Here is a 15877-nt window from a genome sequence, read left to right as displayed (position 1 = left end):
CTTCTCCGCACCGACCTTCGTCAGCGCCGCCGTCAGCGTCGTCTTGCCGTGGTCAACGTGACCGATCGTGCCCACGTTCACGTGCGGCTTGGTTCGCTCGAACTTTTCCTTGGACATGACTTAATAACCTCGAAAGAACTTGTACTTGTGATTCGTGTAGACAACCGGCCTTAGGCCTTTTTCATCACTTCTTCGGCGATGCTGTTCGGCGCCTCGGCGTAGTGATCGAATTCCATCGTGAAGGTCGCACGACCCTGGGTGCTCGAACGCAGGCTGGTCGCGTAGCCGAACATTTCGCCCAGCGGCACCATCGCGTTGACCACCTTGCCCGACGGACCGTCATCGGAACCCTGCAGCAGGCCACGACGGCGGCTCAGATCGCCCATGACGTCGCCCATGTATTCCTCGGGCGTGACGACCTCGACCTTCATCATCGGCTCGAGCAGGACCGGATCGGCCTTGCTGAAACCTTCCTTGAAGCCCATCGAACCGGCGATCTTGAACGCCATTTCCGACGAATCGACTTCATGGTAGGAACCGTCGACCAGGCGCACCTTGATGTCCACGACCGGATAACCGGCCATGATGCCGTTGGCCATGGCTTCCTGGATACCCTTGTCGACCGCCGGGATGTATTCCTTCGGCACCACGCCGCCGACAATCTTGTTGTCGAACTCGTAGCCGACGCCACGCTCCTGCGGCTCGATCTCCAGCACCACATGACCGAACTGGCCCTTACCGCCGGACTGACGCACGAACTTGCCTTCCTGCGTGACGGCCTTGCGAATCGTCTCGCGGTACGCGACCTGCGGCTTGCCGACATTGGCCTCGACGTTGAACTCGCGCTTCATGCGGTCCACCAGGATGTCCAGGTGGAGCTCACCCATGCCCGAGATGATCGTCTGGCCGGACTCTTCGTCGGTACGCACGCGGAAGGACGGATCCTCCTGCGCCAGGCGACCGAGGGCAATACCCATCTTCTCCTGGTCCGACTTGGTCTTCGGCTCGACCGCCATGGAAATCACCGGCTCCGGGAACACCATGCGCTCGAGGGTGATGATGTTGCCCTGATCGCACAGCGTGTCACCGGTGGTGACGTCCTTCAGGCCGACCGCGGAGGCGATGTCGCCGGCACGGACTTCCTTCAGTTCCTGACGCTCGTTGGCGTGCATCTGCAGGATGCGGCCCACGCGCTCTTTCTTGCTCTTGACCGGGTTGTAGACCTGATCGCCGGCATTCAGCACGCCGGAGTAGACGCGGAAGAAGCTCAGCGAACCGACGAACGGATCGGTCATGATCTTGAACGCCAGCGCCGAGAACGGAGCCTTGTCGTCAGCCGTACGCGTGGCCGGCTGCTCGTTCTCGTCGATGCCTTCGACCGGCGGACGATCGGCCGGCGACGGCAGCAGTTCGATGACCGCGTCCAGCAGCGCCTGCACACCCTTGTTCTTGAAAGCGGTGCCGCAGAACACCGGAATCAGCGAGGTGTCCAACGTACCCTGACGGATACCGGCGATGATCTCTTCCTGGGAAAGCTCGCCTTCCTCCAGGTACTTGTTCATCAGCTCTTCGCTGGTCTCGGCGGCGGACTCGACCATGAACTCGCGGGCAGCGTCGCACTTTTCCTGCAGCTCGGCAGGAATGTCGCGATACTCGAACTTGGTGCCCTGGGATTCCATATCCCAGTAGATGGCCTTCATCTTGACCAGGTCGACCACGCCCTCGAAGTTGTCCTCGGCACCGATCGGCACCTGCATCGGCACCGGGTGGGCACCCAGGCGCGTCTTCAGCTGGTCAACGACCTTGTCGAAGTTGGCGCCGGTACGGTCCATCTTGTTGACGAAGGCCATACGCGGCACCGCGTACTTGTTGGCCTGACGCCACACGGTCTCGGACTGCGGCTGCACACCACCGACCGCGCACAGCACGAACACCGCACCGTCGAGCACGCGCAGCGAACGCTCCACCTCGATGGTGAAGTCGACGTGGCCCGGGGTGTCGATGATGTTGAAGCGATGCTGCGGCAGCGAATGGTCCATGCCCTGCCAGAAGCAGGTGGTCGCGGCCGACGTAATGGTGATGCCACGCTCCTGTTCCTGCTCCATCCAGTCCATGGCGGCAGCACCGTCATGCACCTCGCCGATCTTGTGCGAGACACCGGTGTAGAACAGGATGCGCTCCGTCGTCGTGGTCTTGCCGGCATCGATGTGGGCCATGATGCCGAAGTTGCGGTAGCGCTCGATGGGAGTGGTGCGTGCCACGGTGATTCCTCGAAATTCTCGTGTGTATCCGTACTACCGCGATTACCAGCGGTAGTGCGAGAAGGCCTTGTTGGCTTCGGCCATGCGATGCGTCTCTTCACGCTTCTTCATGGCGCCGCCACGCGATTCGGACGCGTCCAGCAGCTCGGCAGCCAGCTTGCGCGGCATCGACGTCTCGCTGCGCTTGCGCGCGGCATCGATGACCCAGCGCATGGCCAGCGCCATGCGACGACCCGGACGAACTTCGACCGGCACCTGATAGGTGGCGCCACCGACACGACGGGACTTCACCTCGACGACCGGCGCGATGTTGCCCAACGCCTTCTCGACCAGGGCCACCGGCTCGGCATTCTTCTCGCCGATGTGGTCCAGTGCGCCGTAGACGATCGTCTCGGCGGTCGATTTCTTGCCGCTCTTCATCACCATGTTGATGAAGCGCGCGATCAGCTCGCTGCTGTGCTTCGGATCCGGCAGGATCACGCGAGCGGGATGTGAACCTTTACGCGACATCTTTCAAATCCTCGCTTAGCCCTTCGGGCGCTTGGCGCCGTATTTGGAACGCGCCTGACGACGCTTGGTGACGCCGGCGCAGTCGAGGCTGCCGCGGACGGTGTGATAACGCACACCCGGCAGATCCTTGACACGGCCGCCACGAATCAGGACCACCGAGTGCTCCTGCAGGTTGTGGCCTTCGCCGCCGATGTAGCTGATGACCTCGTAGCCATTGGTCAAACGGACCTTGGCCACCTTGCGAAGCGCCGAGTTCGGCTTCTTCGGCGTGGTCGTGTAAACACGCGTGCAGACGCCACGTCGCTGCGGGCTGCTCTGCAGGGCCGGCGAATTGCTCTTGTAGCTCTTCGGCCGGCGGGGCTTGCGAACCAGTTGGTTGATCGTCGCCATGCGAAAGTTGTCCTAAGAAACACAAAGGCAGACCGGTGCGATCCGGCCTGCCAAGAAGCGGAAATTTAACACGCACTGCCCCCATATGGCAAGCAGCACTTAACCTTCCCTGAGTTCGAACACGAGGCGCGTCCGTGCGCCTCATTTCGTATGTAGTCGACAGCCGGATTATTACTCGCCGTCTGCCGCACCGGCCTCGCTGGTCTCGGCGGCGGCGGATTCCTCGGAACCGCTGCCGGAGAGAGTTTCCAGCTCGGAAGCGGTCAGGCCATCGCTGCGCTGACGTTGCGCGTGATAGGCAAGACCCGTTCCCGCCGGGATTAGCCGGCCGACTATAACGTTTTCCTTCAGCCCGCGCAAGGTGTCACGCGTTCCTCGTACAGCAGCCTCGGTCAGCACGCGGGTGGTCTCCTGGAACGAAGCCGCCGAAATGAACGATTCCGTCGCCAGCGAGGCCTTGGTGATACCCAGCAGGACCGACTGCGCTTCGGCCGGGCGCTCATCGCGCTTGACCATGCGTTCGTTTTCCTCGATGAAGCGCTGACGCTCGACCTGCTCGCCACGGAGATAGGTGCTCTCGCCCGGATCGGTGATCTCGACCTTGCGCAGCATCTGTCGAATGATCGCCTCGATGTGCTTGTCGTTGATCTTCACGCCCTGCAGGCGGTAGACGTCCTGGATCTCCTTGACCAGGTAGGCGGCCAGCTGCTCGACACCCAGCAGGCGCAGGATGTCATGCGGATCCGGCTCGCCGTCGACAACCGTCTCGCCCTTCTCCACGTGCTCGCCTTCGAACACGATGACATGACGCCACTTCGGAATCAGCTCCTCGTGATCGTTGCCATCAGCATCCTTGATGACCAGACGCTGCTTGCCCTTGGTGTCCTTGCCGAAGCTGACCACACCGGAGCGCTCGGCCAGCACGGCCGGCTCCTTCGGCTTGCGCGCCTCGAACAGATCGGCCACGCGCGGCAGACCACCGGTGATGTCGCGGGTCTTGGAAGTTTCCTGCGGGATACGTGCCACCACGTCGCCCACACCGACTTCGGCACCGTTCTGGATCGACACGATGGCGCCGGCCGGCAGGAAGTACTGCGCCGGAACATCGGTGCCGGGCAGCTTGAGCTCCTTGCCCTTCTTGTCTTCCAGCTTGACCATCGGACGCAGATCCTTGGCCGCGGTTCCGCGACGCTTGGGATCGGTCACCACCGCGCTTTCCAGACCCGTCAGTTCGTCGGTCTGGCTCTGCACGGTAACGCCGTCGATGAAGTCGCTGAAGCGGACCACACCGGCCACTTCCGAAACGATCGGATGGGTATGCGGATCCCACTGCGCGACCGTCTGACCGGCTTTGACCGGCGCGCCGTCCTTGACGTCGATGGTGGCGCCGTAAGGCACCTTGTAGCGCTCGCGCTCGCGACCCTGCGTGTCGAGCACGCTGACTTCACCCGAACGCGACACTGCGACCAGATGCCCCTGGCTGTGCTGCACGGTCTTGAGGTTGTTGAACTTCAGCGTACCCGTGGTCTTGACGGTGACATTGTCGACCGCGGCGGCACGCGAGGCGGCACCACCGATATGGAAGGTACGCATGGTCAGCTGCGTGCCCGGCTCACCGATCGACTGCGCAGCGATGACGCCGACGGCTTCACCGATGTTGACCAGATGGCCACGGGCCAGATCGCGGCCATAGCACATGCCGCAGACGCCGTGCGAAGCCGCACAGGTGATCGGCGAACGGACCTGCACGGTCTGCACGCCGGCCTCGTCCAGCATGGCGACCCGCTTCTCGTCCAGCAGCGTGCCGGCCTCGACGATCGGGTCGTTGCTGTCGTCGCCCGGCGCATACACATCCTCGGCCACCACGCGGCCCAGCACGCGCTCGCGCAGCGGCTCGACCACATCGCCGCCTTCGACGATCGGCGTCATGGTCAGACCTTCGGTCGTGCCACAGTCCTCGGTGGTCACCACCACGTCCTGCGCCACGTCGACCAGACGACGCGTCAGGTAACCGGAGTTCGCGGTCTTCAACGCGGTATCGGCCAGGCCCTTACGAGCACCATGGGTCGAGTTGAAGTACTGCAGCACGTTCAGGCCTTCACGGAAGTTGGCCTTGATGGGCGTCTCGATGATCGAGCCGTCCGGACGCGCCATCAGACCACGCATGCCGGCCAGCTGACGAATCTGCGCCACCGAACCACGGGCGCCGGAATCGGCCATGATGTACAGCGAGTTCATCGACTTTTGGTCGACTTCCTTGCCCTCGGCATCGACGCGCTTCTCGGTGCCGATACCGTCGATCATGGCCTTGGCGACCTGCTCGTTGGTACGCGACCAGATATCGACGACCTTGTTATAGCGTTCGCCGGCTGTGACCAGACCCGACTGGTACTGCTCCTGGATCTCGACGACCTCCTTCTCGGCCTCGGCAAGAATGCCCTTCTTGGCCTCCGGAATCTTCATGTCGTCGATGCCGATGGAGATGCCCGCGCGCGTCGCCAGACGGAAGCCGGTGTACATCAGCTTGTCGGCAAAGACGACGGTCTCCTTCAGGCCCAGGCGGCGGTAGCTGGCATTGATCAGTCGCGAGATGGCCTTCTTGGTCAGCTCGGTGTTGGCTAGCTCGAACGGCAGCCCCACCGGCATGATCTCGGCCAGCAACGCACGACCGACGGTGGTCTGGACCAGCTCGACCTTCTCGGTGCGCTCGCCTTCCTCGCCGACCTCGACCTGCTTCAGGCGCACGCGAACGCTCGCATGCAGTTCGACCGCACGGTTCTCGTAGGCGCGGCGGACTTCGGCCACGTTGGCGAAGACCATGCCCGCGCCCTTGGCGTCGACCAGCTCGCGGCTCATGTAGTACAGACCCAGGACCACGTCCTGCGTCGGCACGATGATGGGCTCGCCGTTGGCGGGCGACAGGATGTTGTTGGAGGACATCATCAGGGCACGCGCTTCCAGCTGTGCCTCGATGGACAGCGGGACGTGCACGGCCATCTGATCGCCGTCGAAGTCGGCGTTGAAGGCGGTACAGACCAGCGGATGCAGCTGGATGGCCTTGCCTTCGATCAGCACCGGCTCGAACGCCTGGATGCCCAGACGATGCAGGGTCGGCGCGCGGTTCAGCATCACCGGATGCTCGCGGATGACCTCGGACAGGATGTCCCAGACTTCCGCCTCTTCGCGCTCGACCAGCTTCTTGGCGGCCTTGATGGTGGTGGCCAGGCCGCGGCTCTGCAGCTTGGCGAAAATGAACGGCTTGAACAGCTCCAGCGCCATCTTCTTCGGCAAGCCGCACTGATGCAGCTTCAGGGTCGGGCCGACCACGATGACCGAACGGCCGGAGTAATCGACGCGCTTGCCCAGCAGGTTCTGGCGGAAGCGGCCCTGCTTGCCCTTGATCATGTCGGCCAGCGACTTCAACGGGCGCTTGTTGGTGCCGGTAATGGCACGGCCGCGACGGCCGTTGTCCAGCAACGCATCCACCGACTCCTGCAGCATGCGCTTCTCGTTGCGCACGATGATGTCCGGCGCATTGAGGTCGAGCAGACGCTTCAGGCGGTTGTTGCGGTTGATGACGCGGCGGTACAGATCGTTCAGATCCGAGGTCGCGAAGCGACCGCCGTCCAGCGGCACCAGCGGACGCAGATCCGGCGGCAGCACCGGCATCACCGTCATGATCATCCACTCGGGCTTGTTGCCCGACTCCAGGAACGCCTCGACCAGCTTGATGCGCTTGGTCAGTCGCTTGAGCTTGGTCTCGGAATTGGTCGCCGCGATGGCTTCCTTGAGCTGCATTTCCTCGGTCTTGAGATCGAGGTCCTTCAGCAGTTCGTAGACGGCCTCGGCACCCATGCGGGCGTCGAACTCGTCACCGTGCTCCTCGACGGCTTCCAGGTACTGGTCCTCGGACAGCATCTGACCGCTTTCCAGCGTGGTCAGGCCCGGGTCGACGACCACGTAGGCCTCGAAGTACAGGATGCGCTCGATATCGCGCAGGGTCATGTCCAGCATCAGGCCGATGCGCGACGGCAGCGACTTCAGGAACCAGATGTGCGCGACCGGGCTGGCCAACTCGATGTGGCCCATGCGCTCGCGGCGCACCTTGGCCAGGGTGACCTCGGTGCCGCACTTCTCGCAGACCACGCCACGGTGCTTCATGCGCTTGTACTTGCCGCACAGGCACTCGTAGTCCTTCACCGGTCCGAAGATGGCGGCGCAGAACAGGCCGTCACGCTCCGGCTTGAAGGTGCGGTAGTTGATGGTTTCCGGCTTCTTGACCTCGCCGAACGACCACGACCGGATCAGCTCCGGCGAGGACAGCGAGATCTTGATCGCGTCAAAGTCCTGCGGCTGACGCTGCTGATTGAACAGGTTGAGCAAATCTTTCATGGGGTTCTCTCCGCTCGCGCGCCGATTACTTGGTCTCGTCCAGCTCGATGTCGATCGCCAGCGACCGGATTTCCTTCACCAACACGTTGAAGGATTCCGGCATGCCCGCGACCATCTCGTGATTGCCGTCGACGATGTTCTTGTACATCTGGTTGCGGCCCTGCACGTCATCGGACTTCACCGTCAGCATTTCCTGCAGGGTGTAGGCCGCGCCGTAGGCTTCCAGCGCCCAGACTTCCATCTCACCGAAGCGCTGGCCGCCGAACTGCGCCTTGCCGCCCAACGGCTGCTGGGTGACCAGCGAGTACGGACCGGTGGAACGCGCATGCATCTTGTCGTCGACCAGATGGTTCAGCTTGAGCATGTGCATGTAGCCGACCGTGACCGGGCGATCGAATGCCTCGCCGGTGCGGCCGTCATACAGCGTGGCCTGACCCGATTCGGGCAGATCGGCCAGCTTCAGCATGGCCTTGATCTCGCGCTCCTCGGCACCGTCGAACACCGGCGTCGCCATCGGCACGCCGCCGCGCAGGTTGTTGGCCAACTCGAGAACCTCGGCATCCTTGAAGGACTTCAGGTTCACGCGGTTGCCGAACTCGGCGCTGTCGTGGTTGTAGATCTCGTTGAGGAACTCGCGCACCTTCGAGGCCTTCTCGTTGGCGTCGAGCATGCCGGCGATCTTCTCGCCCAGCCCCTTCGCGGCCCAGCCCAGATGCACTTCCAGGATCTGGCCGATGTTCATACGCGAAGGCACGCCCAGCGGGTTCAGCACGATGTCCACCGGACGACCGTCGGCCGAATACGGCATGTCCTCGACCGGGACGATCATCGACACGACACCCTTGTTGCCGTGGCGGCCGGCCATCTTGTCGCCCGGCTGGATGCGACGCTTGACGGCCAGGAACACCTTGACCATCTTCAGCACGCCCGGGGCCAGGTCGTCACCGGCGGTGATCTTGCCCTGCTTCTCCTTGAAGCGCTTGTCGAAATCGTCCTTGTGCGCCTTGATCTGCTTGGCGCCACGCTCCAGGAATTCGGCGGCCTCTTCGTCCTTGACGTTGATCTTGAACCACTCGTCCTTCTTCAGGCCGTCGAGGTACTCGTCGGTGATCTCCGAACCGCGCTTCAGACCGGCCGGCGCGCTGCTGACGACCTTGCCGACCAGCTTCTCGCGCATGCGATCGTAGATCGCGCTTTCCAGGATGCGGAACTGATCGTCCAGATCCTTGCGGATGCGCTTGAGCTCGGTTTCCTCGATCTGCTTGGCGCGCTTGTCCTTCTCGATGCCGTCGCGGGTGAAGACCTGCACGTCGATGACGGTGCCATCCATGCCCGGCGGCACGCGCAGCGAGCTGTCCTTCACGTCGGACGCCTTCTCGCCGAAGATCGCGCGCAGCAGCTTCTCTTCCGGGGTCAGCTGGCTCTCGCCCTTCGGCGTGACCTTGCCGACCATGATGTCGCCGGCCTTGACCTCGGCACCGATGTACACGATGCCCGACTCGTCCAGACGCGCCAGCGCCTGTTCGCCCACGTTGGGGATGTCGGCCGTGATCTCCTCGGGACCCAGCTTGGTGTCGCGGGCCACGCAGGTCAGCTCCTCGATGTGGATCGAGGTGTAGCGGTCTTCCTGCACGACGCGCTCGGAGATGAGGATGGAATCCTCGAAGTTGTAGCCGTTCCACGGCATGAACGCGACCAGCATGTTCTGACCCAGCGCCAGCTCGCCCATGTCGGTGGAGCTGCCGTCGGCCAAGGTGTCGCCCTTGGCCACGATGTCTCCGACCTTGACCAGCGGACGCTGGTTCAGGTTGGTGTTCTGGTTGGAACGGGTGTACTTGACCAGCGTGTAGATATCCACGCCGGCGTCGTTGCCCTGGATCTCGTCCTCGTTGACGCGGACCACGATACGGCCGGCGTCGACCTGGTCGATCACGCCGCCGCGACGGGCGGCCACGGTCACGCCGGAATCGCGCGCGGTCGGGCGCTCGATGCCGGTACCGACCAACGGCTTCTCCGAACGCAGCGTCGGCACGGCCTGGCGCTGCATGTTCGCGCCCATCAGTGCGCGGTTGGCGTCATCGTGCTCCAGGAACGGCACCAGCGCGGCGGCCACCGACACGGTCTGCATGGTCGAAACGTCCATGTAGTCCACTTCGGACGCCGGACGCAATTCGGATTCGCCGCGGAAACGGCAGGACACGAAGCCTTCGACGAAGCTGCCGTCCTCGTTGAGCGGCGAGTTCGCCTGCGCGATGACGTGGTCGCCTTCCTCGATCGCCGACAGGTAGTCGACGTCGGTGGTGACCTTGCCGTTCACGACGCGGCGGTACGGCGTCTCCAGGAAGCCGTAGCGATTCGTGCGGGCGTACACGGCCAGCGAGTTGATCAGGCCGATGTTCGGGCCTTCCGGCGTCTCGATGGTGCAGACGCGACCGTAATGGGTCGGATGCACGTCGCGGACTTCGAAGCCGGCACGCTCACGGGTCAGGCCGCCCGGACCCAGCGCCGACACGCGACGCTTGTGGGTGACTTCCGACAGCGGGTTGTTCTGATCCATGAACTGCGACAGCTGCGAGGAGCCGAAGAACTCCTTCACCGCCGCGGCCACCGGCTTGGCGTTGATCAGGTCCTGCGGACCCAGGTTGTCGGCCTCGGCCAGCGACAGGCGCTCGCGCACGGCGCGCTCGACGCGCACCAGACCGATACGGAAGGTGTTCTCGGCCATCTCGCCGACCGAACGCACGCGACGGTTGCCCAGGTGATCGATGTCATCGACCTGGCCGTGGCCGTTCTTGATGTCGATCAGGACCTTCAGCACGTCGAGAATGTCCGAACCCTCGCCCTGCTCTTCCAGCAGCTTCTTGGAGGCTTCGTCCTTGCGCGTGGAGAAGTACTTGTGATCGAACAGCACACTCGGGCCGATCACGTCTTCGCGACCGACGCGACGGTTGAACTTCATGCGACCGACGGCCGACAGATCGTAGCGGTCGAAGGTGAAGAACAGGTTGAAGAACAGGTTCTGCGCCGCTTCCTTGGTCGGCGGCTCGCCCGGACGCATCATGCGGTAGATCTCGACCAGCGCCTCGAGCTGGGTCTTGGTCGGGTCCACGCGCAGCGTGTTGGAGATGTACGGACCACGATCCAGATCGTTCACGTACAGGGTCGGCAGCGTCTCGATGCCGGCCTTGCGGAACAGTTCCAGATGCTCCTCGGTGATCTCGTCGTTGGCCGAAGCGATCAACTCGCCGGTCTTGGTGTCGGCGACGTCCACGGCCAGGATACGGCCGATCAGGTAGTCGTCCGGAACCTCCAGCGTGTCGACGTCGGCCTTAGCCAGCTGACGCACGTGGCGCGCGGTGATGCGCTTGCCGGCCTCGACCAGCACCTCGCCATCGGCAACCAGATCGAAGTTCAGGGTCTCGCCGCGCAGACGCTCGGCGACCAGATCCAGCGTGGCGCCTTCCTTCTGATTCAGATGGAACACGTTGTGCTCGAAGAAGATCGCCAGGATCTCTTCGTCGTTGTAGCCCAGCGCACGCAGAAGCACCGTCACCGGCAACTTGCGGCGGCGGTCGATACGAGTGAACAACGCGTCCTTCGGGTCGAACTCGAAGTCCAACCAGGAGCCGCGGTAGGGGATCACGCGCGCGGAGAACAGCAGCTTGCCCGAGCTGTGCGTCTTGCCCTTGTCGTGATCGAAGAACACGCCCGGCGAACGGTGCAGCTGCGAGACGATGACGCGCTCGGTGCCGTTGACGATGAAGGTGCCGGTCTCGGTCATGAGCGGCATTTCGCCCATGTAGACCTCTTGCTCCTTGATGTACTTGACGGTCTTCTTGGAGGCCGGGCTGTCCTTGTCGTAGATGACCAGGCGCACGGTCACGCGCAGCGGCGCACCGTAGGTCATGCCACGGTTGCGGCATTCGCGCTCGTCGAAGGGCGGCTCGCCCAGGCGATAGTCCACGTACTCCAGCGCGGCGTTGCCGGAATAGCTGGAAATCGGGAACACCGATTTCAGCGCCGCGTGCAGACCTTTCTCCTCACGCTTCTTCGGCTGCACATTCTGCTGCAGGAAGTCGCGATAGGAATCGGTCTGGATCGTCAGCAGGTTGGGAACGTCCAGCACCGGAGGACGCTTGCCGAAATCCTTGCGGATGCGCTTCTTCTCGGTAAACGAGTAGGTCATGGTGGATACCGCCTCGGTTCGCAGTGACGCCGGTGGAAAAACACCGGCTAAAGTTGGAAAACGAAGATCGGAAATCGACGCTCGCGATCATTCGCAAGTGCCGATGGCCCATCGCCCTCTTCCGGGTTACGGGTTTTGCTTCAACAGGCAAAGCCCGGGGGCTCTCGCCCCCAGGCTCGCTGTGCTTCGGGTCGAGTATGCAGCGCGCAAGGCGCCGCTTACTTCAGCTCGACCTTGGCGCCGGCTTCCTCGAGGTCCTTCTTGAACTTCTCGGCCTCGTCCTTGCTCACGCCTTCCTTCAGGGTCTGCGGGGCGCCTTCGACCATGTCCTTGGCTTCCTTCAGGCCCAGACCGGTGATGGCACGCACGGCCTTGATGGTGGAGACCTTGTTGCTACCGGCGGCGGCGAGGACCACGTCGAACTCGGTCTGCTCCTCGGCGGCGGCGGCGGCACCACCGGCGGCCGGGCCAGCAGCCACGGCGACCGGAGCGGCGGCGGACACGCCGAACTTCTCTTCCATCGCCTTGACCAGCTCCATCACCTCGACGAGGGACTTCTCGGCGATCGCGTCGATGATCTGTTCGTTGCTGAGAGACATCTTGATAACTCCTGGAAAAACGACTGTTACGTTTGAATGGGATTGCCGTAGGGCGAAACGTCAGGCGGCCTTCTGCTGCCCGGCCTGGTTGATCACGCGAGTGACCTGAGAGGCAGGCTCCGACAACAGACGGACCAGCTGGGTGGCCGGCTGCGACATCACGCTGAGCAGCATGCTGAGCGCCTGATCGCGCGTCGGCAGGGAAGCCAGGACTTCGACATGCGAGCCCGGATACACCTTGCCGCCGATAGCCACGATCTTGGCTTTCAGCTTGTCATTGGCCTTGGCAAATTCCTTCACCAGTCGACCGGCGGCACCCGGATCCTCGACCGAGAAGGCATACAGCAGCGGACCGACCAGCTGGTCGGAAGTACCTTCGTAGTCGGTACCTTCCACTGCACGACGAACCAGGGTGTTCTTCGCAACGCGAAGAAACACGCCGGACTCGCGCGCCTTCTTGCGCAGCTCGGTGAGCTGCTCGACGGTGAGACCCAGATACTCGGCGGCGACCAGCGAGTGAGCCGAGGCGGCCACGTTCGCCAGTTCGGCAACGACCTCTTTCTTCTGCGCGAGATTGAGCGCCATTGCTTCCTCCGAACCGGATCGGCGACGCATCCTTCGCGCCACCGCTCCCAAGCGGGTTATGGAAACCACGTCCTTGCGGTCCCCCGGCATCGTTCGATGCCGACTTGGTGGCCGTTCCAGGATGAAACCTGTTCGGGCAGCACCATCTACGCAGGCCGGTTGGGACCGATTAAGGCTTTCATGAGCACCCCGGGGACCTTTCCATCGCTAAACACGCGCGTCCTTGCCGTTCCGGAGCGACCGCTCGAGCCGCCTGCGGTCTTTGACGGCTTCATCCGGATATACCGGATGTTGCCCCCAAAAACTGCCCGCCCGGCCCGAGAGCCGAACGGGACTTGATTCTTACTTGCCTGCCGACAGCGTCGAAGTGTCGACGGCGATACCGATGCCCATCGTGCTGGACACCGAAACCTTCTGCAGGTACTGACCCTTGGCCGTCGCCGGCTTGGCCTTCAGCAGGTCGGACACCAGCGCGTTGATGTTGTCCGCCAGCTTCTCGACGTCGAAATCCGCCTTGCCGACGCTGGCGTGGATGATGCCCGCCTTGTCGTTGCGGAACTTCACCTGACCGGCCTTGGCGTTGTTCACCGCGGTGACCACGTCGGCCGTGACCGAGCCGTCCTTCGGGTTCGGCATCAGGCCGCGGGGACCCAGCAACTGACCGAGCTTGCCGACCACGCGCATGGCGTCCGGCGTGGCGATCACGCGACCGAAGTCCAGATCGCCGCCCTGCAGGCGCTCGGCCAGGTCTTCCATGCCGACGGCGTCGGCGCCGGCGGCCTTGGCGGCCTCGGCCTTCTCACCGGCCGGGCAGAACACCGCGACCTTGATGGTCTTGCCAGTGCCGTGCGGCAGCAGCGAGGAACCGCGCACACCCTGATCGGACTTGCGCGCATCGATACCCAGGCGCACGGCCACGTCGATGGACTCGACGAACTTGGCCTTGGCGTTGTCCTTGATCATGGACAGCGCATCGCTGAGCGGATAGGTCTTGCCCGGCTCGACCAGACCCTGCATTGCCTTGAAACGCTTCGTGAGCTTCGCCATGACTTAGTCCTCCACCACCAGGCCCATGCTGCGCGCGCTACCAGCAATGGTGCGCACCGCGGCTTCCAGATCGGCAGCCGTCAGATCCGGCTCCTTCTGCTTGGCGATCTCTTCGAGCTGGGCACGGGTAACCTTGCCCACCTTGTCGGTGTTCGGCTTGGACGAACCCTTCTTCACGCCCGTCAGCTTGCGCAGCAGCACGGAGGCCGGCGGGGTTTTGGTAATGAAGGTGAAGCTACGGTCGGAATACGCCGTGATGACGGTCGGGATCGGCAGACCCGGCTCCATCTTCTGCGTGGCGGCATTAAACGCCTTGCAGAATTCCATGATGTTCAGACCGCGCTGACCCAGCGCCGGACCGACGGGCGGAGACGGATTGGCCTGACCGGCCTTCACCTGCAACTTGATGTATCCAATGACTTTTTTTGCCATGTTATTTTCCTTGCGAGTGCAAGCGCCTGACGGCTCCTCGCTTCACACCATCCTTGATGACGGGACGGCCTCGGCTCCGCCGGGCCACAAACGCGTACACGCCGGCCCCAAAAGGAACGGCGTGAACAGCCTAGTATAGGCGGGAAAACAGCTTCTTACAAGCCTTGCTACCCGCGGGTCAGGATTTCTCCACCTGCCCGAATTCCAGCTCGACCGGCGTGGAGCGCCCGAAGATGAGCACCGCGACGCGCAGGCGACTCTTCTCGTAGTTGACTTCCTCGACCACACCGTTGAAATCGTTGAACGGACCGTCGATGACGCGGACCATCTCACCCGGCTCGAACAAGACCTTCGGACGCGGCTTCTCGACACCCTCGCGCACACGGCTGAGGATCGTGTCGGCCTCGCTGTCCTTGATCGGCTGCGGACGATCGGCGGTACCGCCGATGAAGCCCATCACCTTGGGCGTATCCTTGACCAGATGCCAGCACTCGTCGTCGATGCGCGGCGCCTTGCCTTCGGTGTCGGTCTCGATCTGCACCAGCACGTAGCCAGGGAAGAACTTCCGCTCGCTACGGCGCTTCTGACCGGCGCGCATTTCGACCACTTCCTCGGTCGGCACCAGGACCTCGCCGAACTTGGCCTCCATTTCCATGCGACGGATACGCTCCTCAAGGGAACGCTTGACCTGATTCTCGAAGCCCGAATAGGCGTGCACCACATACCAGCGCTTGCTCATGCCCTTACCCTCACTTTCCGAGCTTGAGAAGCCACTCGAGGACGACCGTCTTCAGAAGCATGTCGATCGCGCCCAGCAGCAGGGCCAGGATCACCACGACAATGAGAATGATGATTGTGGTCTTGACCGTCTCGTCGCGATTGGGCCAGACCACCTTGCGCATTTCGAACTGCGATTCGGCCAGGAAGTGGCGAATGCGACGACCGTAGCTGGTCAGCATGACAAGCCCGGCCGGAACGACCAGGCCACCGACCAGAATACCGGCGCGCAAGGACTGCGCCGCATTCGCATACCAGTAGAAGCCGAAGATACCGGCCGCCAGCACCAGCACGGCAAGCGCCAGCATCAGCTTATCGCCAGCACTCGACTTGTTGGTTTGTTCAGCCTTCGCGTTCATGCGCACCCTGGATGGCACGGCAGGAGGGAATCGAACCCCCAACCTGCGGTTTTGGAGACCGCTGCTCTGCCAATTGAGCTACTGCCGTATGAATGAATTCTATCGCGTCGAAATGACCAAGGCGGACCGCTTGCACGGACCGCCGGCCACAAACTTCATCTGGAGTCGACCGAACCACATTTCAGCTCGGTCGACACCTGCACTGCGTTTACTCGAAGATCTTGGCGACGACGCCGGCGCCGACGGTGCGGCCACCTTCGCGGATCGCGAAGCGCAGGCCTTCGTCCATCGCGATCGGCGCGATCAGCTCGACCTTCATCTTCACGTTGTCGCCCGGCA

General features: G+C 63.0%; 13 protein-coding genes and 1 tRNA gene. All 14 read right to left on the bottom strand.

Going from position 1 to position 15877, the window contains the following annotated elements; all coding sequences use genetic code 11:
* On the bottom strand, positions 1-117 hold a 117-nt coding region (locus HF690_RS14815), incomplete at its 3' end, for a GTP-binding protein (protein WP_168609640.1).
* 53 nt (positions 118-170) lie between these two features.
* Positions 171-2261: an elongation factor G gene (gene fusA, locus HF690_RS14810; protein ID WP_113063515.1), complete on the bottom strand. Its 2091-nt coding sequence runs from the start codon at positions 2259-2261 to the stop codon at positions 171-173.
* A gap of 42 nt (positions 2262-2303) precedes the next feature.
* Positions 2304-2771, bottom strand: coding sequence for a 30S ribosomal protein S7 (gene rpsG, locus HF690_RS14805; RefSeq protein ID WP_168609993.1), 468 nt, complete (start codon positions 2769-2771; stop codon positions 2304-2306).
* Between the two features lie 15 nt (positions 2772-2786).
* Positions 2787-3161: a 30S ribosomal protein S12 gene (gene rpsL, locus HF690_RS14800; protein ID WP_043101834.1), complete on the bottom strand. Its 375-nt coding sequence runs from the start codon at positions 3159-3161 to the stop codon at positions 2787-2789.
* 171 nt (positions 3162-3332) lie between these two features.
* A complete protein-coding gene (gene rpoC / locus HF690_RS14795) occupies positions 3333-7553 on the bottom strand; it encodes a DNA-directed RNA polymerase subunit beta' (RefSeq protein WP_113063517.1) in 4221 nt (1406 codons plus the stop codon).
* A gap of 25 nt (positions 7554-7578) precedes the next feature.
* The gene (gene rpoB / locus HF690_RS14790; RefSeq protein ID WP_113063518.1) at positions 7579-11739 is read right to left on the bottom strand and encodes a DNA-directed RNA polymerase subunit beta; all 4161 of its coding nucleotides are present in this window, start codon (positions 11737-11739) and stop codon (positions 7579-7581) included.
* Positions 11740-11957: 218 nt separating this feature from the next.
* A complete protein-coding gene (gene rplL, locus HF690_RS14785) occupies positions 11958-12338 on the bottom strand; it encodes a 50S ribosomal protein L7/L12 (RefSeq protein ID WP_113063519.1) in 381 nt (126 codons plus the stop codon).
* A gap of 60 nt (positions 12339-12398) precedes the next feature.
* Positions 12399-12923 (bottom strand): 50S ribosomal protein L10, encoded by a 525-nt coding sequence (gene rplJ, locus HF690_RS14780; protein WP_113063983.1) that lies wholly within the window; start codon positions 12921-12923, stop codon positions 12399-12401.
* 342 nt (positions 12924-13265) lie between these two features.
* The gene (rplA, locus tag HF690_RS14775; protein ID WP_113063520.1) at positions 13266-13970 is read right to left on the bottom strand and encodes a 50S ribosomal protein L1; all 705 of its coding nucleotides are present in this window, start codon (positions 13968-13970) and stop codon (positions 13266-13268) included.
* 3 nt (positions 13971-13973) lie between these two features.
* Positions 13974-14402, bottom strand: a complete 429-nt coding sequence (rplK, locus tag HF690_RS14770; RefSeq protein ID WP_113063521.1) for a 50S ribosomal protein L11 — start codon at positions 14400-14402, stop codon at positions 13974-13976.
* 178 nt (positions 14403-14580) lie between these two features.
* A complete protein-coding gene (gene nusG / locus HF690_RS14765) occupies positions 14581-15141 on the bottom strand; it encodes a transcription termination/antitermination protein NusG (RefSeq protein ID WP_043101847.1) in 561 nt (186 codons plus the stop codon).
* Between the two features lie 10 nt (positions 15142-15151).
* Complete coding sequence (gene secE, locus HF690_RS14760) at positions 15152-15538, bottom strand: preprotein translocase subunit SecE (RefSeq protein WP_113063522.1); 387 nt, start codon at positions 15536-15538, stop codon at positions 15152-15154.
* 12 nt (positions 15539-15550) lie between these two features.
* Positions 15551-15626: transfer RNA gene (locus HF690_RS14755), tRNA-Trp, on the bottom strand.
* Between the two features lie 120 nt (positions 15627-15746).
* Positions 15747-15877 (bottom strand): EF-Tu C-terminal domain-related protein (locus HF690_RS14750; RefSeq protein ID WP_484549350.1); only part of this gene is annotated, 131 nt, incomplete at its 5' end.

The sequence above is a fragment of the Oleiagrimonas citrea genome, assembly GCF_012395255.1.
In the GTDB taxonomy this organism is placed as follows: domain Bacteria; phylum Pseudomonadota; class Gammaproteobacteria; order Xanthomonadales; family Rhodanobacteraceae; genus Oleiagrimonas; species Oleiagrimonas citrea.
Note: the sequence above shows the minus strand (reverse complement) of the source record. Positions and strands in the feature narration are given on the sequence as shown.